The organism is Roseateles sp. SL47, from assembly GCF_026625885.1.
In the GTDB taxonomy this organism is placed as follows: Bacteria; Pseudomonadota; Gammaproteobacteria; order Burkholderiales; family Burkholderiaceae_C; genus Roseateles.
In genome coordinates, this window is the sequence record NZ_CP113068.1 from 6120112 (window position 1) to 6145510 (window position 25399).

The 25399-nt window shown below is 66.1% G+C and carries 21 protein-coding genes; 14 read left to right on the forward strand and 7 right to left on the reverse strand.

The window, feature by feature from the left end:
* Positions 1-38: 38 nt before the first annotated feature.
* Positions 39-1370 carry a dicarboxylate/amino acid:cation symporter gene (locus tag OU995_RS26495; protein WP_420714774.1) on the forward strand — a complete coding sequence of 444 codons (1332 nt, stop codon included), beginning with the start codon at positions 39-41 and terminating at the stop codon, positions 1368-1370.
* A gap of 191 nt (positions 1371-1561) precedes the next feature.
* Here the strand turns inward: OU995_RS26495 and OU995_RS26500 are convergent, their stop codons facing one another.
* The 6 genes from OU995_RS26500 to OU995_RS26525 all read right to left on the reverse strand — a co-directional run bounded on the left by OU995_RS26500 (position 1562) and on the right by OU995_RS26525 (position 9734).
* Positions 1562-2323, reverse strand: a complete 762-nt coding sequence (locus tag OU995_RS26500) for an enoyl-CoA hydratase (protein ID WP_267833149.1) — start codon at positions 2321-2323, stop codon at positions 1562-1564.
* A gap of 488 nt (positions 2324-2811) precedes the next feature.
* Entirely contained in the window at positions 2812-4026 is a 1215-nt protein-coding gene (locus OU995_RS26505) for an acetyl-CoA C-acyltransferase (protein WP_267833150.1), read from the reverse strand.
* A 28-nt stretch (positions 4027-4054) separates the two neighbouring features.
* Positions 4055-6451 carry a 3-hydroxyacyl-CoA dehydrogenase/enoyl-CoA hydratase family protein gene (locus tag OU995_RS26510; protein ID WP_267833151.1) on the reverse strand — a complete coding sequence of 799 codons (2397 nt, stop codon included), beginning with the start codon at positions 6449-6451 and terminating at the stop codon, positions 4055-4057.
* A 47-nt stretch (positions 6452-6498) separates the two neighbouring features.
* Positions 6499-6951, reverse strand: coding sequence for a DUF2147 domain-containing protein (locus OU995_RS26515; protein WP_267833152.1), 453 nt, complete (start codon positions 6949-6951; stop codon positions 6499-6501).
* 125 nt (positions 6952-7076) lie between these two features.
* Complete coding sequence (locus OU995_RS26520) at positions 7077-8867, reverse strand: acyl-CoA dehydrogenase C-terminal domain-containing protein (RefSeq protein ID WP_267833153.1); 1791 nt, start codon at positions 8865-8867, stop codon at positions 7077-7079.
* A gap of 63 nt (positions 8868-8930) precedes the next feature.
* Entirely contained in the window at positions 8931-9734 is an 804-nt protein-coding gene (locus OU995_RS26525; protein WP_420714775.1) for a TetR/AcrR family transcriptional regulator, read from the reverse strand.
* Between the two features lie 425 nt (positions 9735-10159).
* Between OU995_RS26525 and OU995_RS26530 the strand changes: the two genes are divergently transcribed.
* From OU995_RS26530 to OU995_RS26590, 13 genes are all read left to right on the forward strand, one after another.
* Positions 10160-10726: a chemotaxis protein CheW gene (locus tag OU995_RS26530; RefSeq protein ID WP_267833154.1), complete on the forward strand. Its 567-nt coding sequence runs from the start codon at positions 10160-10162 to the stop codon at positions 10724-10726.
* Positions 10723-12168 (forward strand): CheR family methyltransferase, encoded by a 1446-nt coding sequence (locus tag OU995_RS26535; RefSeq protein ID WP_267833155.1) that lies wholly within the window; start codon positions 10723-10725, stop codon positions 12166-12168. Before OU995_RS26530 ends, OU995_RS26535 begins: the two co-directional genes overlap by 4 nt.
* Complete coding sequence (locus OU995_RS26540; protein WP_267833156.1) at positions 12165-12737, forward strand: chemotaxis protein CheW; 573 nt, start codon at positions 12165-12167, stop codon at positions 12735-12737. Before OU995_RS26535 ends, OU995_RS26540 begins: the two co-directional genes overlap by 4 nt.
* Before the next feature lie 18 nt (positions 12738-12755).
* On the forward strand, positions 12756-14216 hold the full coding sequence (locus OU995_RS26545) for a CHASE3 domain-containing protein (RefSeq protein ID WP_267833157.1): 1461 nt from the start codon (positions 12756-12758) through the stop codon (positions 14214-14216).
* 29 nt (positions 14217-14245) lie between these two features.
* The gene (locus tag OU995_RS26550) at positions 14246-14764 is read left to right on the forward strand and encodes an Hpt domain-containing protein (protein WP_267833158.1); all 519 of its coding nucleotides are present in this window, start codon (positions 14246-14248) and stop codon (positions 14762-14764) included.
* Positions 14740-16410, forward strand: coding sequence for a response regulator (locus OU995_RS26555; protein WP_267833159.1), 1671 nt, complete (start codon positions 14740-14742; stop codon positions 16408-16410). The genes OU995_RS26550 and OU995_RS26555 overlap by 25 nt, the downstream gene beginning before the upstream one ends.
* Positions 16407-17483: a chemotaxis-specific protein-glutamate methyltransferase CheB gene (gene cheB / locus OU995_RS26560; RefSeq protein WP_267833160.1), complete on the forward strand. Its 1077-nt coding sequence runs from the start codon at positions 16407-16409 to the stop codon at positions 17481-17483. Before OU995_RS26555 ends, cheB begins: the two co-directional genes overlap by 4 nt.
* Positions 17480-20449: a response regulator gene (locus OU995_RS26565; protein ID WP_267833161.1), complete on the forward strand. Its 2970-nt coding sequence runs from the start codon at positions 17480-17482 to the stop codon at positions 20447-20449. The genes cheB and OU995_RS26565 overlap by 4 nt, the downstream gene beginning before the upstream one ends.
* 241 nt (positions 20450-20690) lie before the next feature.
* Positions 20691-21251 carry an HNH endonuclease gene (locus tag OU995_RS26570; RefSeq protein WP_267833162.1) on the forward strand — a complete coding sequence of 187 codons (561 nt, stop codon included), beginning with the start codon at positions 20691-20693 and terminating at the stop codon, positions 21249-21251.
* Between the two features lie 245 nt (positions 21252-21496).
* The gene (locus OU995_RS26575) at positions 21497-21778 is read left to right on the forward strand and encodes a hypothetical protein (RefSeq protein WP_267833163.1); all 282 of its coding nucleotides are present in this window, start codon (positions 21497-21499) and stop codon (positions 21776-21778) included.
* Positions 21775-22293, forward strand: a complete 519-nt coding sequence (locus OU995_RS26580) for a hypothetical protein (RefSeq protein ID WP_267833164.1) — start codon at positions 21775-21777, stop codon at positions 22291-22293. Before OU995_RS26575 ends, OU995_RS26580 begins: the two co-directional genes overlap by 4 nt.
* A gap of 1021 nt (positions 22294-23314) precedes the next feature.
* Positions 23315-23608 carry a YlcI/YnfO family protein gene (locus OU995_RS26585; RefSeq protein ID WP_267833165.1) on the forward strand — a complete coding sequence of 98 codons (294 nt, stop codon included), beginning with the start codon at positions 23315-23317 and terminating at the stop codon, positions 23606-23608.
* Entirely contained in the window at positions 23605-23919 is a 315-nt protein-coding gene (locus OU995_RS26590; RefSeq protein WP_267833166.1) for a type II toxin-antitoxin system RelE/ParE family toxin, read from the forward strand. Before OU995_RS26585 ends, OU995_RS26590 begins: the two co-directional genes overlap by 4 nt.
* 383 nt (positions 23920-24302) lie before the next feature.
* Here OU995_RS26590 and OU995_RS26595 read toward each other — a convergent pair whose 3' ends face one another.
* Positions 24303-25370, reverse strand: coding sequence for an IS5 family transposase (locus OU995_RS26595; RefSeq protein ID WP_267833167.1), 1068 nt, complete (start codon positions 25368-25370; stop codon positions 24303-24305).
* Between the last annotated feature and the right edge of the window lie 29 nt (positions 25371-25399).

A 25399-nucleotide genomic window follows, 5' to 3' on the forward strand; every position in this document is an offset into this window, starting at 1 on the left:
AAGCCGCCACCTGAAAGATTTGCCAGGAGACTCCACCGATGCAGCCTATCCCCGCATCATCCGCTTCCACCGGTGCGCCGACCGCGCCGGTGCCGTTCTACAAACAGCTGTACGTCCAGGTGCTGGCAGCCATCGCCATTGGTGTGCTGCTCGGCCACTTTGAACCGCAGTACGCCGTCACGCTGAAACCGCTGGGGGATGCCTTCATCAAGCTGGTGAAGATGATCATCGCGCCGGTGATCTTCCTCACCATCGTCACCGGCATTGCCAGCATGACCCACCTCAAGGCGGTGGGCCGGGTGTTCGGCAAGGCCATGGTGTACTTCATCTTCTTCTCCACGCTGGCGCTGGTCGTCGGCATGTTGGTCGCCCACTTCGTGCAGCCGGGTGCCGGCATGAATGTGAATGTGGCGGACCTGGATCAGAAGGAAGTGCGGGGCTACGTGGACAAGACCCACGAGCTGACCATCACCGGCTTCCTGATGGACATCATTCCGAAGTCGCTGCTGGGGTCGCTCTCGGACGGCAACATCCTGCAGACGCTGTTTGTGGCGGTGCTGTTCGGTGTGTCCCTGTCGCTCTCGGGTGAGCGCGGCAGGCCCGTGCTGAACTTCATGGAGTCACTGACCGTGCCCATCTTCCGCCTGGTGCACATCCTCATGCGCGCGGCTCCCATCGGTGCGCTGGGTGCCATGGCGTTCACCATCGGCAAGTACGGCTTGGCGGTGCTGGTCAACCTGGCCTGGCTGGTGGGCAGTTTCTACATCACCGCCCTGCTCTTCGTGCTGGTCATCCTGGGCCTGGTGGCGCGGCTGTGCGGTTTCTCGGTCATCAAGCTGATCCGCTACCTCAAGGCTGAGCTGCTGCTGGTGCTGGGCACGTCCTCGTCGGAGTCGGCGCTGCCGTCGCTGATGGAGAAGATGGAAAAGGCCGGTTGCGAAAAGACGGTGGTGGGCCTGGTGGTTCCGACCGGCTACTCGTTCAACCTCGACGGCACCAACATCTACATGACGCTGGCTGCGCTGTTCATTGCCCAGGCCACCAACACGGAGCTGACGCTGGGCCACCAGATCTCGCTGCTGCTGGTGGCGATGCTGAGCTCCAAGGGCGCAGCGGGTGTGACGGGTGCGGGCTTCATCACCCTGGCGGCGACGCTGTCGGTGGTGCCGGAAGTGCCGGTGGCGGGCATGGCGCTGATTCTGGGCGTGGACCGTTTCATGTCCGAATGCCGTTCGCTGACCAACTTCATCGGCAATGCCGTGGCCACCATCGTGGTGTCGAAGTGGGAAGGTGCGCTGGACCACGACAAGCTGGACCGTGCGCTGAATGCCAAGGTGGACCCGGACGACCTGCCGATCGCGTCGTCCTGATCACCGCAGGAGCGTGCCTGGCTTCACAGGCCGCTCCCTGAACACAACGCCCCCGGCGTCATGCCAGACACCGGGGCAGAGGCGAAACAGCAGGCGCTCGGAGAGATCGATGGCCAAAGCTCGGCCAGATCGACGGTCGTAGCGTCCCGAGGCCGAAGCGCCCCGGGATCGGGGCTCTCCGGGATCGAAGCTCAGAACTTCGAGAAGTCTGGCTGGCGCTTCTGGAAGAAGGCCTGGAAGGCCTCGATCGCTTCGGGGCTGCGCAGGCGGGCGCCGAAGATCTCGGCCTCCACCTGGATCGCTTCGAGCAGTTCTTCTTCGGTGCCGCGACGCATCAACTTCTTGCTCTCGCGCACGGCGGTGGGAGGCAGGTTGTTGAAGCGTTCGGCCACGCGGCGTGCGTAGTTCACCACTTCACCGGCCGGCAGCACCGCATTGGCGATTCCATACTCCACGGCTTGCTCGCCGGTGAACGGGTCGCCCAGCAGCAGCTTCTCTGCGGCACGGCGCTGGCCCATCAGACGGGGCACCAGCAGGCTGGAGCCGAACTCCGGCACCAGACCCAGGCTCACGAACGGCATGGCCAGGCGTGCGTCGTCGGCCACGTACACAAAATCGCAGTGCAGCAGCAACGTGGTGCCGATGCCGATGGCGGCGCCGTTCACGGCGGCCACCACCGGTTTGTTGCAGCCGATCAGGGCGTGCATGAACTGGAACACCGGGGCTTCTTCGTCCCGGGGCGGGCTGCTCATGAAGTCCTCGATGTCATTGCCCGAGGTGAAGATGGACGGCTGGCCCTGGATCATCACGGCACGCACCGTGTTGTCCTCGTTGGCGGCCTTCAGCGCGTCGGCCATCTCCTGGTACATCGCGCGCGTCAGCGCATTCTTCTTTTCCGGACGTGCGATCTCGATGGTCAACACACCGTTGACGATGGCGGTCTTGATGCTCATGGAGCGACTCCTCTTAAAACGAATTGCATCATGCTACCCACGATCTGCCTTGTCACTCACCCCCGCAGTGCCAGGGCCGACCCGCCCGAACACCGGTCTTGACGAGGTGCTGCCTCGCCAATACCCGATGGCCTCGGTGCCAGATGAGCTCGGTATCAGATTGGCTCGGTGACTGGCAGGAGGGGACTGGGCCCCTGTTTTCGGAAGTCAAGGAAGGAATGGGCGGCGGAGCCGACCAGGAGGGACATGGAGAAAACAGGGGCCCAGTCTCCTCCTGGTGCTCGGTGCAACGAAGTCCTCCCGGGACGGCTGTTTCGGGAGCGGCACCTTCGACCGCGCCACCTTCGACCGCGCCACCTTCGATCGCGCCACCTTCGACCGCGCCATTTACACAGCCCAGCCGCTAAGCCCCCCGCAGAACTTGAAGGGGAGTGCAACGTGGCCCATCACCCCGGCCCCGTCGACACTACCCCTTCCAGCCACCCGGACTACAGCCGCTCGATGATGCCTGCCGCGCCCTGCCCCGCGCCCACGCACATCGTCACCATCCCGTACTTCGCACCGGTGCGACGCAGACCGTGGATCACCGACGCCGCACGGATGGCGCCCGTGGCGCCCAGCGGGTGGCCCAGCGCAATCGCGCCGCCGTTCGGATTCACCTTGCTGCGGTCCAGCACGATGCCCTTGCTGTCCAGATCGTTCAGCACGGCCAGCGATTGGGCGGCGAACGCTTCGTTCAGCTCCACCCAGCCCAGATCTTCAGCCTTGATGCCGGCCAGCTTCAACGCAGCCGGAATGGCTTCGATCGGCCCGATCCCCATGATTTCCGGCGGCACACCGCGCACGGCGAACGACACAAAGCGCGCCAGCGGCGTCAGACCGAAGCGCTTCACAGCCGCTTCCGACGCCACAATCAGCGCCCCCGCACCGTCCGACGTCTGCGAGCTATTGCCCGCCGTGACGCTGCCCTTGGCGGCAAACACCGGCTTCAGCTTGGCCAGGCCCTCCATCGACGTGTCCTTGCGCGGACCTTCGTCGATCTCCACCGTGCGCGACTTCACCACCACGCCATCACCGTTCAGATCCGGCTGACGGTCCTTCACCTCGAACGGCGTGATCTCGTCCTTGAAGAACCCACCTTCGATGGCGGCCAGCGCCCGACGATGCGACTCCAGCGCGAACTCATCCTGCGCTTCGCGGCTGACCTTCCACTTCTCGGCCACCTTCTCCGCCGTCAGCCCCATCCCGTAGGCCAGACCGATGTTCTCGTCGCGCTCGAAAATCGCCGGCGGGAACGACGGCTTGTTGCCGCCCATCGGCACCATCGACATCGACTCCACGCCACCGGCAATCATCACCTCCGACTCACCCACGCGGATCCGGTCCGCCGCCATCGCCAGCGCCGTGATGCCCGATGCGCAATACCGGTTGACCGTCACGCCCCCCACCGTATTGGGCAAGCCCGACAGCACCGCCGCAACGCGGGCGATGTTCATGCCCTGCTCGCCTTCCGGGAACGAGCAGCCGATGATCGCGTCCTCGATCACCGACGGGTCCAGGCCCGGGGCCTGGGCCAGCGCGGCCTGGATCACGCGGGACAGCATCTCGTCCGGGCGGGTGTTCTTGAAATAGCCCCGGCCCGACTTGCCGATGGGCAGACGGGTAGCGGCGCAGATGTAGGCGTCTTGAACTTGTTTGCTCATTTCTGATCCTTTCAACGATCAGCAAAAATCAGTTGCGCACCGGCTTGCCGGTCTGCAGCATGCCCATGATCCGCTCCTGGGTCTTCGGATGCTCCAACAGCGAGCAGAAGTGCTTGCGCTCCAGCGCCATCAGGTACTCCTCGGTCACCTGCGCACCGGCTTCCACTTCACCCCCGCACACCACATCGGCAATCAGCGAAGCCAGATGGAAATCGTGCTGGCTGATGAAGCCGCCGTCACGCATGTTGGCCAGTTGGGCCTTCACCGTGGCAATGCCGGAGCGGCCCGCCACCGGGAAGGTGGCCTTCAGCGGCGGACGGTAGCCGGAGTCGGCCATCGCCTTGGCCTGGGCCGAGGCGACGAACAGCAGCTCGTCCTTGTTGGGCACGATCACATCGCTGTCCAGCAGATAACCCAGCTTGCGGGCTTCCAGCGCCGACGTGGCCACCTTGGCGGTCGCGGCATTGGTGAAGCCGTCCTTCAGGAACGCAAAGATGTCGGCGTTGGCATTGCCGGCTGCCGCCATGTCTGCGGCACGACGTGCGATGTAGGTCAGGCCACCGCCCCCGGGGATCAGGCCCACGCCCACTTCCACCAGGCCGACATACGACTCCATGTGCGCCACGCGACGGGCGCAATGCACCGCCAGCTCGCAGCCACCGCCCAGGGCCAGACCGCGCATCGCGGCCACCACCGGCACGTTGGCATAACGGATGCGCAGCATCATGTCCTGCAGCTTCTTCTCTTCCGGGGCAATGCCCTTGGCGCCCTTGGTCATGAAGACCGGCATCAGCGCTTCCAGGTTCGCACCGGCGGAGAACACATCATCCGGCGACCAGATCACCAGGCCCTTGTACTTGGCCTCGGCGATCTCGACGGCCTTCAGCAGGCCCTCGGTCACGGTCGGGCTGATCAGGTGCAGCTTGCAGTGGATCGAAGCGATCAGCACTTCGCCGTCCAGCGACCACACGCGGACTTCGTCGTTCTTGAACTCTTCGGTACCCGCCTTCAGCGGCTCCACCGCGCCCTCGCCCACCAGGGACTCGGGGAAGGCCTGGCGCTCATACACCGGCAGCTTGGCGCGCGGCTTGAACCTGCCTTCGGCAGCGCTCCAGGAGCCGTCCTTGCTGTGCACGCCGCCGTTGTCGGCCACCGGGCCTTCAAACACCCAGGCAGGCAGCGGCGCGGACGACAGCGTCTTGCCAGCGTCGATATCGGCCTTCACCCACTCGGCCACCTGCTTCCAGCCAGCGGCTTGCCACAGCTCGAACGGGCCCTGCTGCGAGCCAAAGCCCCAGCGCATGGCGAAGTCGATTTCACGGGCGGTGTCAGCCACGGTGTCCAGGTGCACAGCCACGTACTGGAAGCTATCACGCAGGATGGACCACAGGAACTGCGCCTGCGGATTGGTCGATTCACGCAGCAGCTTGATGCGATCGGGCGCCGGCTTCTTCAGCATGCGCGCCACGATCTCATCGGCCTTCTTGCCGCCGGCCACATAGTCGCCGGTGGCGAAGTCCAGCCGCTGGATGTCCTTGCCCACCTTCTTGTAGAAGCCCGCACCGGCCTTCTGGCCCAGCGCGCCCTTCTCGATCAGGCCGGCCAGCACCTTCGGTGTGGCGTAGGTGGAATAGAAGGGGTCGTCCTTCAGGTTGTCCTGCATCGTCTTGACGACGTGCGCCATCGTGTCCAGGCCCACCACATCGGCAGTGCGGAACGTACCCGACGACGCCCGGCCCAGCTTCTTGCCGGTCAGGTCATCCACCACATCCACGCTCAGGCCGAACTTCTCGGCCTCGATCATGGTGGCCATCATGCCGGCGATGCCCACACGGTTGGCGACGAAGTTCGGCGTGTCATTGGCGCGCACCACGCCCTTGCCCACGGCGGTGGTGACAAAGCTCTCCAGCTGGTCGATCACTTCCGGACGGGTCGTCGGCGTGTTGATCAGCTCCACCAGATACATGTAGCGCGGCGGGTTGAAGAAGTGGATGCCGCAGAAACGCGGCTTGATCTCTTCCGGCAGCACTTCGCTCAGCTTGGTGATCGACAGGCCCGAGGTGTTGGATGCCACGATGGCATGCGGGGCCACGAATGGAGCGATCTTCGTGTAGAGATCCAGCTTCCAGTCCATGCGCTCGGCAATCGCCTCGATGATCAGGTCGCAGTCCTTGAGCAGCGCCAGGTGCTCTTCATAGTTGGCCTGCTGGATCAACGCCGCGTTGTCGGGCACACCCAGCGGCGCCGGCTTGAGCTTCTTCAGCCCTTCCACCGCCTTGGTCACGATCCCGTTCTTGGGGCCTTCCTTGGCCGGCAGGTCGAACAGCACGACCGGCACTTTCACATTGACCAGATGGGCGGCGATCTGCGCGCCCATCACGCCGGCGCCGAGCACGGCCACCTTGCGAACTTGGAATCGACTCATGGTTTCTCCAATGAACATCACTCGGATGTATGAAATTGTCGGGGGGCTCAGTCAGCCCGCACCCAGGTCTGTGTACGACCCAGCAATGGCATGCCGATGAAACCGCGCACCTCCAGCTTGCGGCCACCTTCCACCGGGCGCAGACGCACCTTGTAGACCTTGCCGTTGGACGGATCGAGGATGTCGCCCCCGTCCCACAGCTGCACATCGCCGGCATTCTTCTTGACGTTGCGGATAATGGTCATGCCCAGGATGGGCTGCCCCTTGCGGTCGTCGCTGCATTCGTCGCAGAGCGCGGCCTGCTTGGATGGATCGGAAATCTTCTCGATCTTGCCGACCAGCACCCCGCCCACCTCGCTGATGCGTACGGTGGAACGTTCCTGCTTGGTCTCGTCGTCAATCGTCTTCCAGACGCCCACGGGCGAGCTGGTCTGGGCCAGGGCCACGTTGACGGACATGCTCAGGCCCAGGGCCATGGCGGTCGCGATCAGCGGTTTCATTGTGTCTCTCTCCTTGTTCTTCGCTGCGATGTTGAGCAGACGGCGCCGGGGCGTCAAAACCCCGGCGGCGCCCAGGGGCATCACGCATCGGATGCCCCAGGGGACGTGCTGAGCGGTGCGGGCGATCAGAACAGCGCTTCGTCCATCTCCATCAGCGGGGCCAGGCCGGCACGGCAGCTGCGGATCAGGCCGGCCGTCTCGGGCAGCAGCTTGGCGAAGTAGAAGCGGGCGGTGCTGAGCTTGGCGGTGTAGAACGGATCGCCGCTGTCCTTCTTGTCCAGCGCCAGGCGCGCCATGCGGGCCCACATGTAGGCGAAGGTCAGGTGCCCCACCACCCGCAGGTAGTCCACGGCCGCAGCGCCGACTTCGTCCGGATTCTGGAAGGCCTTCATGCCGATTTCGGTGGTCAGCTTGGTGACCTTGTCGCCGATGTCGGCCAGCGGGTTGATGAACTCCTGCATTGCTTCGCTGGTGCCTTCTTCCTCGACGAACTCGGCAATCTTCTTGCCGAACTTCTTCAGGACAGCCCCGTTGTTGGCCAGGATCTTGCGGCCCAGCAGGTCCAGCGCCTGGATGGTGTTGGTGCCTTCATAGATCATGTTGATGCGGGCATCCCGCACAAACTGCTCCATGCCCCATTCGTGGATGTAGCCATGGCCGCCAAACACCTGCTGGCAGTGCGAGGTGGCAATCCAGCCGTTGTCGGTGATGAAGGCCTTGATGATGGGCGTCAGCAGCGCGACTTCGTCTTCGCAGGCCTTGCGCTCGTCCGCGTCGTCGCTGGAGAGGGCCTTGTCCAGTTGAAGGGCCACGTAACCGGTCAGCGCACGGCCGCCTTCGGCGTAAGCACGGGCGGTCAGCAGCATCTTGCGCACGTCGGGGTGCACGATGATGGGGTCTGCAGGCTTGTCCGGGGCCTTCGGGCCGGACAGGGCTCGCATCTGGATGCGGTCCTTGGCATAGGCCACAGCGTTCTGGTAAGCCACTTCGGTCAGGCCCAGCGACTGGTTGCCCACGCCCAGGCGAGCGGCATTCATCATCACGAACATGGCCTGCAGGCCCTTGTTGGGCTGGCCCACCAGGGTACCGACGGCGCCGTCCAGCACCATCTGCGCGGTGGCATTGCCGTGGATGCCCATCTTGTGCTCCAGGCCGCCGCAATAGATGGCGTTGCGCTCACCGATGGAGCCATCGGCATTCACCTTGAACTTGGGCACGATGAACAGCGAGATGCCCTTGGAGCCGGCGGGGGCGTCCGGCAGACGGGCCAGCACCAGGTGGATGATGTTCTCGGCCAGGTCGTGCTCACCGGCGGAGATGAAGATCTTCTGGCCGGTGATCTTGTAGGTGCCGTCGGCTTGCGGCTCGGCCTTGGAGCGCAGCAGACCCAGGTCGGTGCCGCAATGCGGTTCGGTCAGGCACATCGTGCCGGTCCACACACCGGAGGTGAGCTTGGGCAGGTAGAGCTTCTTCTGCTCGGGCGTGCCGTGGGCATGCAGTGCCTCATAGGCGCCATGGCTCAGGCCGGGGTACATCGTCCAGGCCTGGTTGGCCGAGTTCAGCATCTCGTAGAACGAGTTGTTGATGACCACCGGCAGGCCCTGGCCGCCGTATTCCGGGTCGCAGGACAGAGCCGGCCAGCCGCCTTCCACATACTGGGCATAGGCTTCCTTGAAACCCTTGGGTGCCTTCACCTCATGGGTGGTCTTGTCCAGCACGCAACCTTCGGCATCACCGGAGAGGTTCAGCGGGGCAATGACTTCGGCCGCGAACTTGCCGCCCTCTTCCAGCACGGCATTGATGGTGTCTTCATCCACCTCGGCATGGGCCGGCAGCAGCTTGAGCTCATCGGCGACGTGCAGCAGCTCGTGCAGCACGAACTGCATGTCGCGCAGGGGCGGGTTGTACTGAGGCATGAAGGACTCCTGATGTCGAGGTGATGTGGGTGGAGGTCGAAGCGGGAAGGCCGCTGTCTGCGGTCAGGCCCGTCGGCGCGCACCAGGCGCATCGACGGTGGCGGGAGGGGCATTGGAGGCAGCACTCTTGGCGGCAGCGGCTGCCTGGGCCGGCTTGGCGGGATCACCAAGCTGCTGCCGCGCCTGCACATCGGCTGCGCGGCCGGCGGGGGTGGCAAAGCTGTCCACGATGCGCGCCAGGCCCACGCTGGCACGCGCCAGCGCACCGGGGCTACGCAGAAAGCGGGCATCGTGGTGCAGGGACAGAATCAAGCCATGCATTTCAAACAGGATCTGGTCGGCATCGGCGTCCGGCACCAGGTGGCCGGCGTCCTGGGCCAGCAGAATGGCCTTGCGCAGCGCGTCGTGCCAGGCCTTGACCATGCTGACCAGCGCATCACGCACCGGGCCGGGCCGGTCATCGAATTCAACGGCGCCACTGATATAGATACAGCCGGAGTCCACTTCGATGGACACCCGGTGGACCCAGCGCTCAAACAAGGCGCGCAGGCGCGGCAGGCCGCGGGGCTCACGGATGGCGGTGAAGAAGACTTCTTCCTCGAACTTGGCGTGATATTCACGCACCACCGCAATCTGCAGTTCTTCCCGGGAGCCGAAGTGGGCAAACACCCCGGACTTGCTCATCTTGGTCACGTCGGCAAGAGCGCCGATGGACAAACCCTCCAGCCCCATGTGGGACGCCAGGCCCAGCGCCGCGTCCAGAATGGTGGCACGGGTCTGCTGGCCCTTTTGCAACGAGCGCGCCCCACGGCGGGGCGGCACGCTGCCGGCGGCTGGCTTCTGGCGGGTGAGTGAGGTGGAGGACACGGTTGCCCAAATAATAAAACGAACGGTCGTTCTATTTTGCAGACTTCCGGGCCACCTGCGCAATCCTTCCCCCCGCTTTTTTAGTGGCGCGGACCTAAAAACCGGCCCGCCGCTTGCCCTTTGGACCCCAAGTCCTCCGTTCGGGGGGCTTCCGCCCGGCTGATCCGGGTTGGCGAATGCTGACATAGACTTGGGCACAAGCACCTCTGCCCCGTTGCCGGGGGGCCCGCCACGGGCCACCGTCCGGACACGATGCAGAGCGTTCTTCACAGGGAGCCAGAAGAATGCCAAAGCCATGGACACCATGGGATGGCCACCCACGTGGCCCTGCAGTTTCGATGGAGTCATCCCGGAGGCCTGCCGTCGGAGCCCCCTTCCCCTGCCCCTTCCCCTTTGCCGCTGGTGGTGGTTGACCGGAGCGCCCCATGGAGGCACGACGGGAGGACAACGAGGCGGTGCTGGTCTGCTGGGTCGGCCCGCGCCTGTGCGCGTGGCCACTGGACGGCGTGCATGAAATCCTGAGGCCCCGGCCGCTACGCACCCTCACAGCCCCGGTGGCGCATGTGCCCGGGCTGGCCCGCATTCGAGGCCGCTGGCTGCCGGTGGTGGACGTCGCAAGCGCCTTGCACATGCCGCCGCAAGCCATCAACCGGCTGGTGGTGGTCCACCACGACGGCCAGACGGCGGCGCTGGGGGTCTCCAGGGTCGCGGGCATCCAGCGGATGCCGCTTGCGGCGATCGAGCGGCTGCCGCTGCTGCTGCAGGATGAGCGGCACGGCGGCGTGGAGGGCGTGGCCACGCTGAATGCGTTGCTGGTGGCGCTGCTGGATCCGGCGCGGCTGATGCCGACCGACCTCGCAGATCGGACAGACCTGACAGGCTTGGTGGACACGGAGGACGCGGAGGACGCGGCCAGCGCAATGGCCCCGACGGATGGGGCGCGGCCGAAGGCCCCCGTCTCCCCTGACAGCTCGCAGGAGGCCTCTGCATGACCGAAGCGGCGGTCCCGGCCCTGCTGGCACGCCTTCGCGGCCTGGTGGCCCGGCATCTCGGCCTGCTCATCGACTCCAGCCAGAACGACCGGCTGCAAGAGACCCTGCGACGCCTCCCCATCAACGAAACACCCGCCGCCTGGCTGGCCCGGCTGGAGCACGACGCCACCCCGGCCGATGTGGACGCGCTGGCGGCGGAACTCACCGTGGGGGAGACCTATTTCTTCCGCCACGCCGAGCAGTTCGACGCCTTGCGGACGACCGTGCTGCCGCAATGGCTGCGCCGCCACCCGTCCGCCCGACGGCTGCGAGCCCTGTGCGCCGGCTGCGCCAGTGGCGAAGAGGCCTACACGCTGGCGGTGACCTTGATGCGATCCGTGCTCGGGCATGCGAATGTGGACTGGGACATCACCGCCTTCGACCTGAATGCCTGCGCCATCCGCCGTGCCATCACCGCGCATTACAACGCATGGAGCCTGCGCGCAACGCCCGCCGCCTGGCGGGAGCTGTGGTTTCGACAGGACGAGGCGGGCTGGACACCCCTGCCGCCGCTGCGCAGCCGCGTGCATTTCCAGCAGCGCCAGATCGCGGCACCAGACCCGACCTTCTGGGCTCCGGAAAGCTTTGACGTCATCTTCTGCCGCAACATGCTGATGTATCTGGACCCGCCTTCGCTGCGACGGGCGGTTCAGCATCTGGCGATGTCGTTGGCGCCCGGCGGCGCACTGTTTCTGGGGCATGCGGAAACCCTGCACAGCCTGACCGACCACCTGGTGCTGCAACAGGGGGCGGGCTGCTTCTTCTATCAGCGCCGCGCGGATGCGGCGGAGGCCGTGCCGTGGCCCTTCCCTGCGGCGGACCGCCGGGTGAGGGTGCCCATGGCAACGCCGTTGGGCGCCATGGTGCCACCGCCGCCATGTGTCAAAACGGGATCGCCGCCCCCATCGGCGTTCCCAGAGCCCGCCGGCTCGCCATGCGCTCCGTTCGAGGCCCCCCAGGAGGCCGACACCCGACCGCAGTCGCCACTCCGCTCCGATCAAACCGCGTTGCTGGAGGAAGCCCTTCATTTGGTCGAAGCCGGCCATCTGGACGAAGGCCTGCGCGCCTGCACCCGCCTGATGGGCCGCCCGCATCCGCCCGCGCTGCAGGCCGAAGCCTTGTTCATCCAGGCCCTGGCCCTGGAAGAACGCGGGGAGCTGCCGGCCGCCGAATGGCACCACCAGCGCGCGGTCGCCAAGGATGCGGGCTTTGCGATGCCCCATCTGCGCCTGGGCCTGCTGGCGCGTCGTCGCGGGGAGCCGGTGGCGGCGCGTCGGGAACTCCGGCGCGCGCTGGAGTTGCTGGATGGAGAGTCCGTCGACCGCATGCGCCGATTCGGCGGCGGTTTTGAACGCGACGCCTTGCGCCATCTCTGCGAAGCTGATCTGGGAGACCACCGATGACACCGTCCTCCGCGACCGCCACCACCCCCCATGCCGCCCTCCAGGACCAGCTGCAGCAGTGGCGCGACGCCTTCGACCGGTCCTTCGACGAACCGCGCGGGCTGGACGTTTGGGGAGACGCCTGGCGTGTGCTGGGCATCCGGATTGCCGGGGAGCCCTTCGCGCTGTTGCTGGACGAACTTTCCGGACTGCTGCCCGCCCAGACCGCCGCCCCGTATCCCGCCGACCTGCCTGCGCTGAAAGGCTTGGTGGGGCACAGAGGCCAGGTGATGCCCTTGTATGACCTGCGCGCGCTCCTGGGCAAGGGCAACAGCTCAGGCACCCGGTGGTGGGCCTTCCTGCGCTGCGCGCCCCTGGCCCTGGGACTGGAGGATTTCGACGGCCAGTGGCGCGTGGGGCCGTCGGACCGACTGCAACACCGCGAGGCCCAGGACGAAACTGGACATTGGACGCTGCGATGCAACGGCGAACTGCGTCCGCTGATTGCATTGGAACCGCTCATTGAGCGCCTGACGGCAAGCCTGGCTGCCCGCAGGGACGCCGAACCGGTGGCTTCACCACTGGCCTGAATCAAGGAGGAGACCGACATGTGGACATTCGGCCGAAAACTGACTCTGGGGTTCACCCTGTCATTTGCCTTGCTGCTGATGATCGGGGTGTTGTCCTACCGGGGCATCACCATCCTGACGGCAACCAGCTACCAGGTCAGCCGCACCCATTGGGTCCAGACCCACATTGAAGACCTGCTCAGCGCCATGAAAGATGCCGAAACCGGGCAGCGCGGTTTCATGCTCACCGGTGACGACAGCTACCTGGAGCCCTACCGGTCCGCGGTGGCGGCACTCCCGCGCGACCTGGCGGAACTGCGCGCGCTGGTGCGTGACAAGCCGACCCAGCAGGCCCGCCTGAATCAGGTGGCCACCCTCGTGGAGGGTCTGATGTCCCTCCACAAAGATCGGATTGAACTGCGTCGGACGGCAGGTGCGGAGACCGTGCTCAAGAAGATCCATACCGGTGAAGGCAAGCGCCTCATGGATGAATTGCGCGCGCTCATCAACCAGATGAAACATGAAGAAGATGAGGAGTTGCGCCTGCGGGCGGCCGATGTCGAGGCGACTGCCAGCGCGGTTCGCAGTGTCATCGTCGGCGGCACGATCGCCGGCCTGCTGCTGGTGCTGGGCGCGGGCTTCGTCCTCAACCGCGCCCTGACAGGCCAGGTGGTCGGTGCCGTGCGCCATGTGCAGCGCTCGGCCGCCGAGCTGCTGGCTGCAGCCACGCAGCAGGTCGCCGGTGCCCGCGAGACCGCCACGTCCATGACCGAAATCTCCACCACGATTTCGGAGCTGCTGGCCACCTCGCGCCAGATTGCCGACAGCGCCCAACGCGTGGTGCAGATTGCCGAGCAGACCGCCAGCTACGCACGTGGCGGCGAGGGCACGCTGCAGGCCGCACGCGACACCATTGCCGCCATGCGCCGGCAGATCGACCAGGTGGTGAACCACATGCTGGACCTGGGCCAGAAATCCCAGCGTATCGGCGTGGTGCTGGACCTGGTCAGCGAGCTGGCGGAGCAGACCAACATCCTGGCCATCAATGCCACCATCGAGGCCACCGTGGCCGGTGATGCCGGCCGACGCTTCGGCGTGGTGGCCGACGAGATCCGCAAGCTGGCGGACCGGATGACCGCCTCCACCAAGGAGATCCGGCTTCAGATCGATGACGTGCGGGGTGCCGTGAACACCACGGTGATGGCCACCGAAGCCGGCTCCAAGGCGGTGGATGCAGGGGCGCGCCAGTTTGACGAGGTGGCGGCCACCTTGGCCCGCATCGCCGGCCAGGTGGTGACCACAACCGAAGCGGCACGTGAAATTGAGCTTTCCACCCAGCAGCAGGCCACGGCCGTGGAACAGCTCAACATCGCGCTGCGCAACACGGCACAGGCCTCGCGCGAGACCGAGACCAGTTCCGGCCAGACCTCGCAGACCGCCACCGAGCTGGCGCAGACCTCGCGCCAGCTGCTGAGCCTGGTGCAGGCCCAGCCCGCCTGAGGCCAAGGCTTCCTTCGGAGACCTGCAGCGTGGCCAAGGACCCCTACCGTTATTTCCGCGTCGAGGCGCGGGATCTGCTCACGCAGATGAGCCAGGCCGTGCTGGCCGCCGAGCAGGCCGCCGCCGCGCAACGCCTGGAATTGCCGGCGAAACTGCTGCGACTGGCCCATACGCTCAAGGGCGCGGCGAGCGTGGTGAGGCTGCCGGAGATTGCCGGGCTGGCGCATGCGATTGAAGACCTGCTGACGCCGCTGCGCGACAGCGCCAGTGCGCCGTCGAAGGACGACCTGGATGCGCTGCTGGTGGTGATCGATGAGGCGTCGCAGGCGGTGGCTGAATTGGCCTCACCGCCTGGACCGCCTGCACCGCCATCAGCGGCAGCACCGGGAGCACCGCCTGCCCCCCATCAGCCGGGGCGGGATCCGGCCGCGCCGCGCCCACCGCCGGCCCGGTGCCTCCTGTGGCGGGCGCGGAGATCCGCACGACGGCGGGCCGCAGCGCCCTCGGCAGCAACGGGAGTGAAGTGGACGACCTGCCCCTGCCGCTGATGGAGATTCCGCAAATCAACGACCAGGAGCTGAACACCCTGAACGACAGCCTGGCCGAAACCCTGGCCCAGGTGAACAGTCTGCAGCAGCTTGCCGGCCAGCTCACCGCCCTGCGCGACGCCCTCCCCCTGTCGCCCGAAGATCTCGGCCTGCGCCTGCTGCGCCTGGAGGAGCAGTTGGAACGCGGCAGCCGTCAGTTGGAGCGGGAACTTCTGCAGGCCCGGGACAACGCGGAACAACTTCGCCTGGCGCCCGCTTCCTTGCTGTTCGGCCCGCTGCAGCGCGCCGCGCGTGATGCGGCCCGCGCGGTCAACAAGCAGGTTCATTTCGAGGGCAGTGGTGGCGATGTCAAGCTGGAAGGCGGCGTCCTGAATGCCGCGCTGGGGGCGCTGGTGCAGATGATCCGTAATGCGGTGGCCCACGGCATCGAGGCGCCGGAGGCTCGGCTGGCGGCCGGCAAGCCGGCGCAGGGCCGCATCGAGCTGCAGGTGCTGCGCGATGGTCACCAGGTGCGTCTGCGCTGTAGCGATGACGGCGCTGGCATCGACATGCCCGCCCTGCGACGCACCGCTGTGGCCCGTGGCGTGCCCGGTGCGGGTCAGTGGGACGAAGCCACCCTGATCGACCATTTGCTTCGCGGCGGCCTCAGCACCGCGCAGCAGGTCAATGCACTGGCCGGGCGAGGCGTGGGCATGGACCTGGTGCGTGACACGGCCGAACGACTGGGCGGCCAATTGACGCTGCAGAGCCGCCCGGGCGCTGGAACCACGGTGGAACTGCGTGTGCCCCTGCAGTTGGGTGCCGTGCGGGCCTTGTATGTGATGGCTGAGGGCCTGGCGGCCTGGGTGCCGCTGGAAGCGGTGGAACAGGTGGTGCAGCGGCCGCTGATCCAGGGCCAGCAACTGGTGTGGGGACAGGACCTGCTGCCGCACGTGCGCTTGTCCGAGCTGCTGGCACCGGAACGCCTGGCCGCCGCCAGCGCGCCCGGTGCGGCACTGCTGCTGCGCTGCGGCAACCGGCGTGGGGCCATTGGCGTGGACAGCGTCGATGGCGTGGCCACCGTCGTCTGGCGGCCACCACCGGCCCTGCTGCCGCCCAGCCCCTTGGTGACCGGGCTGACGCTGGATGCCGGCCAGCAACCGCTGCCGGTGCTGAATCCTGACGGGCTGATCACCGCCGCCGGCCGCGCACGCCCGCCCCTGGTGCCGCCGGAGCGGCGCACCGACACCATCCTGGTCATCGACGATTCGCTCACCACGCGCATGCTGGAACAGAGCATCCTGGAGGCGGCGGGTTACCGCGTCCACATGGCCTCCTCCGCAGAAGATGGGCTGGAGGCCTTGCGGCGCCACGCCTACGCCGTGGTCCTGGTGGATGTGGAAATGCCGCCGGGCATGGACGGATTCCGCTTTGTGGAACGCCTGCGCGCCGATGAAGCGCTGCGCCACATTCCGGCAGTGCTGGTGAGCTCTCGCAGCGCCCCGGAGGACCTGGCCCGCGGGGCGGTCGTGGGTGCCGACGGCTACATCATCAAGGGCGAGTTCTCGCAGAACCGTTTTCTGGACCAGGTGGCGGCGCTGGTGGCGCGCTCCCATCTCAACGCGCAGGTGCACCGAAGCGCCCAGCCCGAAAGGGTCGGGCCATGAGCAGCCCCGTCGATTCGCGCAAGCCCCTGCGAGTGCTGCTGGTGGAGGACTCCCCCACAGTGCTGGCGCATATCCGCGACGTGTTGCTGGATCAGAGTGACATCGAGATCGTCGGGGAGGCGTCCGACGGCCAGCAAGCCGTTGCCTTGTGCACCCAGTTGCGGCCGGAAGTGATTTCGATGGACATGATGCTGCCGGGCATGGATGGCCAAGCCGCCACCGAAGCCATCATGGCGCATTGCCCGACTCCGATCCTGATCGTCTCGTCCTCCACCAACCGGGGTGAACTGCTGCGCACCTATGAAGCGCTGGCCGCCGGCGCGGTGGAGGTGCTGGAGAAACCCAATGGACGGCAGCCGCCCGGTGAATGGGAACAACGTTACCTGCGGCTGCTTCGCCTGGTCGCCCGCATCCGTGTCATCACCCATGTCCGCGCGCAGCATCTCACGCCGACACCGACACCGACGCCGGCCCCCCTGCCCGCCCCTCGCGCCGTGCTGGCCCTGGGCGCCTCCACCGGTGGACCGGGCGCGCTGATGCAGGTGCTGCAGTCGCTGCCACGGCCGGTGCCTTTGCCGGTGCTGATCGTCATGCACATCAACGCGGTGTTCAGCCGCGGTTTTGCCGAATGGCTGGACGGGCAGACGCCTCACCGGGTGCGGTATGCCCAAGAAGGTGAATCGCTGCAGGACATCCCCGGTGACGTCATCCTCGCGCCCCCGGATGTGCATCTGGTGGTCCGCCAGGGACGCCTGGGCTTCAGCCATGCATCGCCCCGCTTCTCCTGCCGGCCTTCGGTGGATGTGCTGTTTGAATCACTCGCCACCGAAGTGGGGCCGGGCGTGGTGGCGGCGCTGCTCACCGGCATGGGCCGGGATGGCGCGGCCGGCCTGCTGGCCATCCGACGCGCGGGTGGCAGCACGATTGCCCAGGACGAGCAGACCTCGATGGTGTACGGGATGCCGCGCGAAGCCGCCCAGCTGGGCGCTGCGGAACGCATCCTGCCACTGAATGAAATCGGCCCCGCCATGAAGTCACTGAGCGGTGTGCCATGGGGAGCAGGACCAACATGACTCAGAACAAGGACAGCGTCTTCATCGTGGAGGACAGCCTGACGGTCCGCATGGACCTGCGGGAAGCGATGGAAGACGCCGGTTTCGCCTGTGTGGAATGCGCCACCCTGGCCCAGGCCCGCGAGGCCCTGGCCCAAGGGGTGCCACGCATCGTGCTGCTGGACACACAGTTGCCCGACGGCGATGGAGACGTCTGGCTGCAGGAACTGCGGGCCACACCGGGGGGCGAGCGCAGCGTGGTGCTGATCCTGTCCAACACGGCCCAGGCCGGGGACCGGCTGCGCGGGCTGGCCTACGGTGCCGACGAGTTCGTGGGCAAGCCCTATGACCGCAGTTATGTGGTGGACCGTGCGCGCGAACTGCTGCGTCAGCGCCAGATGCATCTGCAGGCCAGCCTGCCATCGCCGCAGCAGGCCTCGGTGCTGCTGGTGGATGACAGCGAGACGTTCCGCCAGGCGCTGCGGGAGGCGCTGGAGCCGATCGGCTATGAGGTGCATCTCGCCGTGCAGGGCGAGGATGGCTTGCGTCAGGCGGCGGCCCTGCGTCCCAACGCCATCGTGGTGGACCAGCACATGCCCGGCCTGGATGGCGCCTCGATGATCCGCCGCCTGCGGCTGGACCCGGCCCTGCGCCACACGCCCTGCCTGCTGCTGACGGCCGACGAAGGTCCCGAGGCCGAGTTGCGGGCGCTGGAAGCCGGTGCGGATGCCTTTGCGCGCAAGCACGACGATGCCGACCTGATCCTGGCCCGGCTGGCCGCGATGCTGCGCAGCGCCACCGCCTCGCTGCCGGAACAGGGCGCCAGCCTGCTGGGCCCCAAGCGTCTGCTGCTGGTGGATGACAGCCCCAACGTGCTGGCCGAACTGGGCGCCACGCTGCGGGACGATGGATTTGATGTTGTACCCGCCCACAGCGGTGAACAGGCGCTGGAGCTGTTGACGGTGCAGACGGTGGACGCCGTGCTGCTGGATGTGCAGATGCCGGGCATCGGAGGGCTGGAGACCTGCCGCCGCATCAAGTCCGCGCCCGCGATGCGAGACATCCCGGTGGTGCTGCTGACCGCTTTCGACGGCCGCGACGGGCTGCTGGCCGGGCTGGAAGCCGGAGCCGACGATTACGTCGTCAAGGCCAGCGGCGAACTGGAGCTGCTGAAAGCCCGGGTGCGGGCGCAACTGCGGCGCAAGCAGTTTGAAGACGAGGCGCGACGCATCCATGCTGAACTGCACAACACCGCCATGGAAGCCGCCTCGGCCCGGGCGGCGCGCGAGCTGGCCGACAGCCGCGCGGAGCTGCTCGCCGCCCTGCAGCAGCGCAATGACGCGCTGGAGCAGCTGAATGCGGAGCTCAGCCGCGCCAGCAGTGCCAAGACGGCGTTTCTTTCCACCATGTCGCATGAACTGCGCACCCCGTTGAATGCGGTGATCGGCTTTGCGCAGCTCATCGGTGATGGTGCGGCGGGCCCGGTGAACGAGCGCCAGGCCGAGTTCTGCCAGCACATCCACAACGCCGGCCAGCATCTGCTGTCCCTGGTGAACGACCTGCTGGACATGGCCAAGATCGAAGCCGGGCGGGTGGATCTGGACTATGAGGTGGTGGACCTGGATGAACTGCTGCGCGACGCCATGGCCATCGTGCAGGAGCGGGTGCGGCTGAGCAGCATCGAGCTCAAGCTGTTTGGGGTGGGGGTGGACCAACAGGTGCTGGTGGACCGCCGCCGGCTGCGGCAGATTCTCTACAACCTTCTCTCCAACGCCGCCAAGTTCACGCCCAAGGGCGGGCTGATCCAGCTGGAGGCGCGCCGCGTGAACCGGATGCGGGCCGAGGAATCGCTGCCCGGCTTTGCGGCGGGCCGGCGCTCCGAGCTACCGGCCAGCGAGTTCAAGGAGTTTGTGCAGATCAGCGTGACGGACAACGGCATCGGCATTCCGCCCGAGGGGCTGGAGCGGCTGTTCCAGCCCTTTAACCAGATCAAGAATGTGTTGACGCAGAAGGTGGAAGGCACCGGCCTGGGCCTGGCCACCGTGGCGCGGCTGGTGCAACTGCATGGCGGCGCGGTGGCGGTGACCAGCCAGTTGGACAAGGGGAGTTGCTTCAGTTTCTGGCTGCCCTGGCGGGAGCCGGCGACCGCCGACGCCGTGCTGCATCCAGACCCAGCCAACCGTCCGTTGGCGCTGGTGATCGAGCACAACCTGCAGGCCGCGGCGTTGATCCAGACGCAGCTCAATGGTGCAGGGTTCCGGGTGCAGCATGTCGAATCTGCGGAAGAGGCGCTGGAACTCGCACAGCATCTGCGGCCCGATCTGATCACCCTGGAAGTACAGCTACCGGGCCATCTGGACGGCTGGGAACTGCTGTCCCGACTGAAGAACCTCAACGGCTGGGCCCACATCCCGGTGGTGGTGGTGTCGGTGGATGCCGGGCAGGAGGTGGCTCTGTCGCTGGGGGCGGCTGCTGTGCTGCACAAGCCGGTGAGCCGGGCCGCGCTGATGCAGGAGCTGGAAGTGCTGGGCTTCCGGCCCACAGCCACCCGCAACTTTCTGGTGCTGGCCATCAGCGAAGCAGCAGGCGACCTGCAATCGCTGAGTGCCCATCTCTCGCAACCGGGGTTTTCGGTGCTGCGCGCCACGCGCGGGCAGGAAGGCATCACACTCGCCCGTCGGCATGTGCCCGACCTGATCGTGTTGGACCTGCTGATGGCGGAGGTCGACGGCATCGGCGTGGTGGAAGCCCTGCAGCGCGACCCGCTGACGGCGGCCATTCCGGTGATCGTGGTGGCCGCTTCCCAGCTGACGGCGCGGGACAAGGAGCTGCTGAACCGGCATGTGCAGCGGGCGCAGGCACCGGTGTCCGCCGCGGCCGGGCCTCGGCCCGATGCGGCCACGGCGGCGCCGCAGAAACGATTCATGGATGAAGTGAAGCGGGCCATCAGCCGCACAAACTGGGGCGACCTCGACCCGCTTGCATGAACCAAGGCGCCTGGGGATCTGGTTGGGTTGTGGGACGAGGCCGAGCGAGGCACGGGGCGTGTCACGCAACGGTCATGGGGCGATGGATGGACTGCCCTACTGGGGCGCATGTTTAGGTAGAGAGAGGCAAAACCGGGCACCAGAGCCGATGAAGTGTCAGTTTTGACGCGACTGGCGGTGCGCTGGGCACTTGAGTTGCCCCACCGGAGTGGATTACCCTCCGTGATGGAGGTCATCGACCGTGGATGTTCTGCAATTGGATATCTCGGGCCGCCCTCAGGCCTGGATCTCGACCAAGGAAGCCGCCGTGCTCTACGCCAGCGACGCAGTCGCCTGGACACTGGGCGTGCCTTGCCATGTGCTGCGCGGCGGCTATCAGCGGATTACCGGGCTGCAGTCCCGCATCGAGCTGCACCCCATCATCGCGGTCCGCGGCGCGATTCCCAGCCGCGCCTGGCGACAGGCGCCGGCACTCTCCAATCCCAAGCTCTTCACCCGCGACCGGCATGTCTGCGCGTATTGCGGGCATCGGTTTCATCCGGAGCAGCTGACGCGGGAACACATTCAGCCGGTGTCCCGCAAGGGGAAAGACAGCTGGATGAACTGCATCACGGCCTGCCGCGCCTGCAACGGGCGCAAGGGGAACCGGACGCCGGAAGAGGCGGGGATGTCGCTGATGTACCTGCCGTATGTGCCCAGCTTGCATGAGGACATGATTCTCCGCGGGCGCAGGATCCTGGCGGATCAGATGGAGTTTCTGCTGGCGAGTGTGCCGAAGTCGTCGCGGTTGTATGTGGGGTGAGCGCCGGGTCAGCTCGGCGTGAACCCGAGGCGGGGCCCGGGCCCGAGCTGGGGCCAGAGGCCGCGGTGAGACTGGGTCCAGCGAGCGTGCGGGTGGGTGGGATGCCCGGCCAGTGCGGTGGCCTAGGCGGTGGCCTGGGCTGAGTCTGCCTGGAGCGGCCGTCCGGCTTGCTGAACGGCCCCGGGGCGCGCCGTGTGCCCCTGGAGGGATGTCCGGCCATCCTGGCCGCCATCAAGGTGCACGCCATGAACTGCAACGTCTCCCCTTCTATCTCCCTCTCTGGAAGTTCTCAGCCGTCAAAACCAGAAGATGAAAACGCTGATCCGGTGGGGGATCCGTCGACCAATCAGGAGCCGGAAGACGAGGATGAGGATGGGCCTGTGGATGGAGATTCCAATGCGGGCGCCGAAAGGACAGGGAATGGTGGGAAGGTCCAGAAGGATGTGAAGGCGGACGAGGGCTGGAACGCCAAAGAGGAACCGGGTGTGCCAAGAACACCGCGCAGAGTACGACGCTGTTTGCCTTGAGCAATCTGTGGATGGCGCGGCGCAAATTGCCTGCGGGCATTGCGGTCTTCGCGGTCCTGACCGAAACAAACTTGCTGTCCACCTATCTGCCAGAAAGGATCAAAGCTAGGCAGATTCCCAGGAACTGGAAGTTCCCTGTCGAGCCTGTGACCAACTACATCCATGACCTAGAACTGCTGAGGGACGGTCTCATCGCTGCGCGAGACCAGTTCATCCACATGCGCCAGGGACTTGTCAACAACGCCGGACTCGGAGGTATCCCAGAGGGGGTCGCAATCGTTAAGGCGGTATCCAAACACTACGTCGGAGACGAGTACGCCGCGCGCGCCGATGGTTACGGCGAAGGTAGCGACTACCTGGGTGACATGGGCCACTATCCGGCAAATGCCCCCGATCGGATCGAACAGGCCGTGAACCACTTGATGGCTTTGATAGAGGCGTGGGTGGCCGAGGGGAATCGTCTGCGCGGCAACCTGACCGACTGGCCCCGCTCGGTGCTCCCCCTTCCCTCCTAAGCGTCGCGGCCCACCCAAGCTAGCCTGCAGGGCGATTCCTCGTTCGAAGGTGATCCGATGTTGTCAGACGGTCGCATCAGCGAGGAGGGGCAAGCTCAGCAAGATTGCTGATGACACGCCTCGTTTTGGTTGACCGTCTTCGTTGTCAACGGGCGCGGCGAGGCAGGGCAGATTCGCAGCAGGCGCTGTCGAAGCCGCGCCAGAACGCTGCAACCTGCAGCCACAAAGCAAGCTGATTGAGCGGCTGCCGCCGCTTCTCCAAACAGGGGTCCGCTGGTATGCAGCGCTGTTTCTTGCGCTGTTCCTGGTCTCTGGTGCGATTGTCTGGCCCGTGCTATCGGTGGCTTGGCTATGAAGCCACTCAACACTTTGCTGCAGCGGACACGTTGAACGGCAGCTTTCTGGCATGTCATTCCGGCTAGGCCGATTTCCGCTTCGGGCACGCTGCTGACGCTTGCTTCGCTTGGGCACGCGGCTGCAACGGGGCGACAGCGCCATGCCACCGCTTCGAGCAGCAGACAATCCGGCGCGAGTTGACGGCGAAAGCCGCGGGCTGCAGGTCGGACGACCGCAGCGCCCTCAACACCAGTCGTTGAAGCTGTCAACCGGCCGGGTGCGCCGGCGACTGCTTCATGCCAGGCAGCCTGAACTCGGCGGCCGACCGCCGAAGACGGCAACCGCTGCGGAACCGCCCTCCAGCCCTGATCTCGAACTTCGGCTTTGGGCACTGACCTGCCTCCAAACCGCGGACCGGCAGGCCGTCTTCAGCTTGGTGCCCGCAGCGGTCGCTCGTGTGCTGCGGCTTCGGGTACGCCAAGGCCATCTTTCCGCCGCGTGTTCCGATCGAGACAATGCCGATTCTCGTCCTCGGCGTAGTGCATGCGCGTACCAAGACGGTCGGCCGGGATTCATGTGATCTCACGCCAAATGGGAGTTAACTCGTTGTCGGCGTTCGGGAAACCTGAAATTCCCAACTTCTCTAAGCGTTGACGCTGCAACTCATTTGCAACACAATCAAGGCATGAAGACAGCAATCATCCCGCAGGTGCGCATCGAGCCTCAGCTCCGCGCCGACCTCGACGCCGTCCTGCGCGACGGCGAGACCCTGTCCGAATTCGTCGAATCGACGGTACGCGGCGCGGTGGAGCACCGCCTTGTTCAGCGCGCGTTCGCCTCGCGCGCTGACGAGGCTTGGGCGCGCTTTCAGCGCACCGGCGCCGGCCGGCCGGCTGAAGACGTCATCGCCGACATGCGGACGAGCCTGGAGGTCAGGCGCAAGGAACTTCAAGGCAAGCACCGTCCGGCCGATGCATGACCTACCAGGTCATCTTCGAGACCCAGGCGGATGAAGACCTACTGCGACTGCACGAGCACCTCCTCGAGCGTGCCGAGTACGTCGAAGACCTAGAAATCGCCAATCGCGCCATCGACGCCATCCAGACGGCAGTCCTCGCGTTGGCTGTATCGCCGATGCTATTTCGCAAGCGAAGTGGCGGCGGTCCGCTACGACGCGAGCTCGTCGTTCCGTTCGGGACGACCGGCTACGTCATCGAGTACGAGGTTGCTGGGCCCGACCTGGTCGTCGTGCTGGCCATCCGTCACCAGCGCGAGCAGGACCTTCACTGAGAGAGCCCGGCCGGGAAAGCATCTCCAGGGTCGGCCGGGATTCGTGTGCGTGCCCGCTATGCTCACCGGTCTGAGCCACAGTTGGCGGACCGCTCTGCAGCTGTCGCTGACGGTCGCGGTCGGCGTCCGTACGGCCGCAATGTGTAGAGTCGAGGTGTGGCGCGGTGACTGTAGGTCTGAGCATCGCTGTTGCCGTCCCTTTCGGTTGACGGTGCCCTAAGAGCACTTCTCATAACCCCGTTCTCGCCGCACCTGAAGGCGCGAGCATGTCCGCAGCCTCGGATTGAGGCCGCACAAGCCCGTTTCAGCCATCGAAGCTGGCCGCCAGGCCCCTCATCTCCCGCTTTGCGGGCTCAGCGGGCGCACCTCGCCCTTGGCGGCGCTCAATGCGCCGGCTCATGGGCGGCCAGCCACACCAGCCGCTTGACGTTGTAGGCCACGCACTGGAGCGTGTTCGCCAGTTCATTGCGAGCCAGCGTCGTGGCCCGCACCACCTTGCCACCCAACTGCTGCAGGCCCGCGAACACGTGCTCGCCTCTGGCCCGGATGCGGTTGATGGCCGTGTTGTGTGCATCCAGCCGCTGACGCTTCTGCTGCCCAGGCCGGGCTCTTCTGCCGATGCCGTCTCGCAGTTGCTGCTCTCGCAGCAGGTCCCGGTTGGCCTGGCTGTCATAGCCCCGGTCGGCCAGCACGCGTTTGCCGGTGTTGCTGGGGTCCAGCCCGTCCTTCAAGGTCTGGCCGTCGTCCACATTGGCCGGCGTGACCTTGATCTTGCGGATGAGCTTGTAGCGCGCGTCGCTGTTGGCATGCACCTTGTCGCCGTAGTGGCTCTTGCCGTGCTTCTTCGTCCAGCGGGCGGCGCGGTCGGTGTGGCGCAGCTTCTTGGAGGACCAGCCCTCAGGGGCCTGCCCTTCATTGAGCGCTTCGCGCTCCTCGCTCTTGGTGTGCGTGACCGGCGCCTGCACGATGCTGGCGTCCACGATCTGCCCGCCTCGCGGGATGTAGCCGTGAGCCTGCAGTTGCTGGCTCACGGCCTCGAAGATGGCCCTCCCGCCCAGGCCACCCTGGGCCAGTTGCTGCTTGAAGCGCCACAGCGTGCGTGCGTCCGGGATGTGCAGCTCGCCTGCAAGCCGGCAAAAGTGCTGGAAGCTCATGCGGTCCAGCACCTGGTACTCGCACTCCTCGTCGCTCAAGTTGTACAGCGACTGGATGAACACCAGCCGCACCATGATCTCGGTGGAGTACGGCGGGCGACCACCCTTGCTGCGGTCGGGCCGTGGGCAGGCTGCCTCCACCTGAGCTGCAACTGCTGCGAAGTCCACCAGTTCGTCCATCGCCGCGAGGTTGGCGATGAAGCTGCCCATCTTCTCCTGACGTCGGTCCTGAACGAATAGGTCAGATGAAGCCTGGCGGCGCCAGAAGGCCGAGGGCTTGATGCGGGGTGTGATCATGGCCTGTATGGTGACCGATTCCGGTGTCA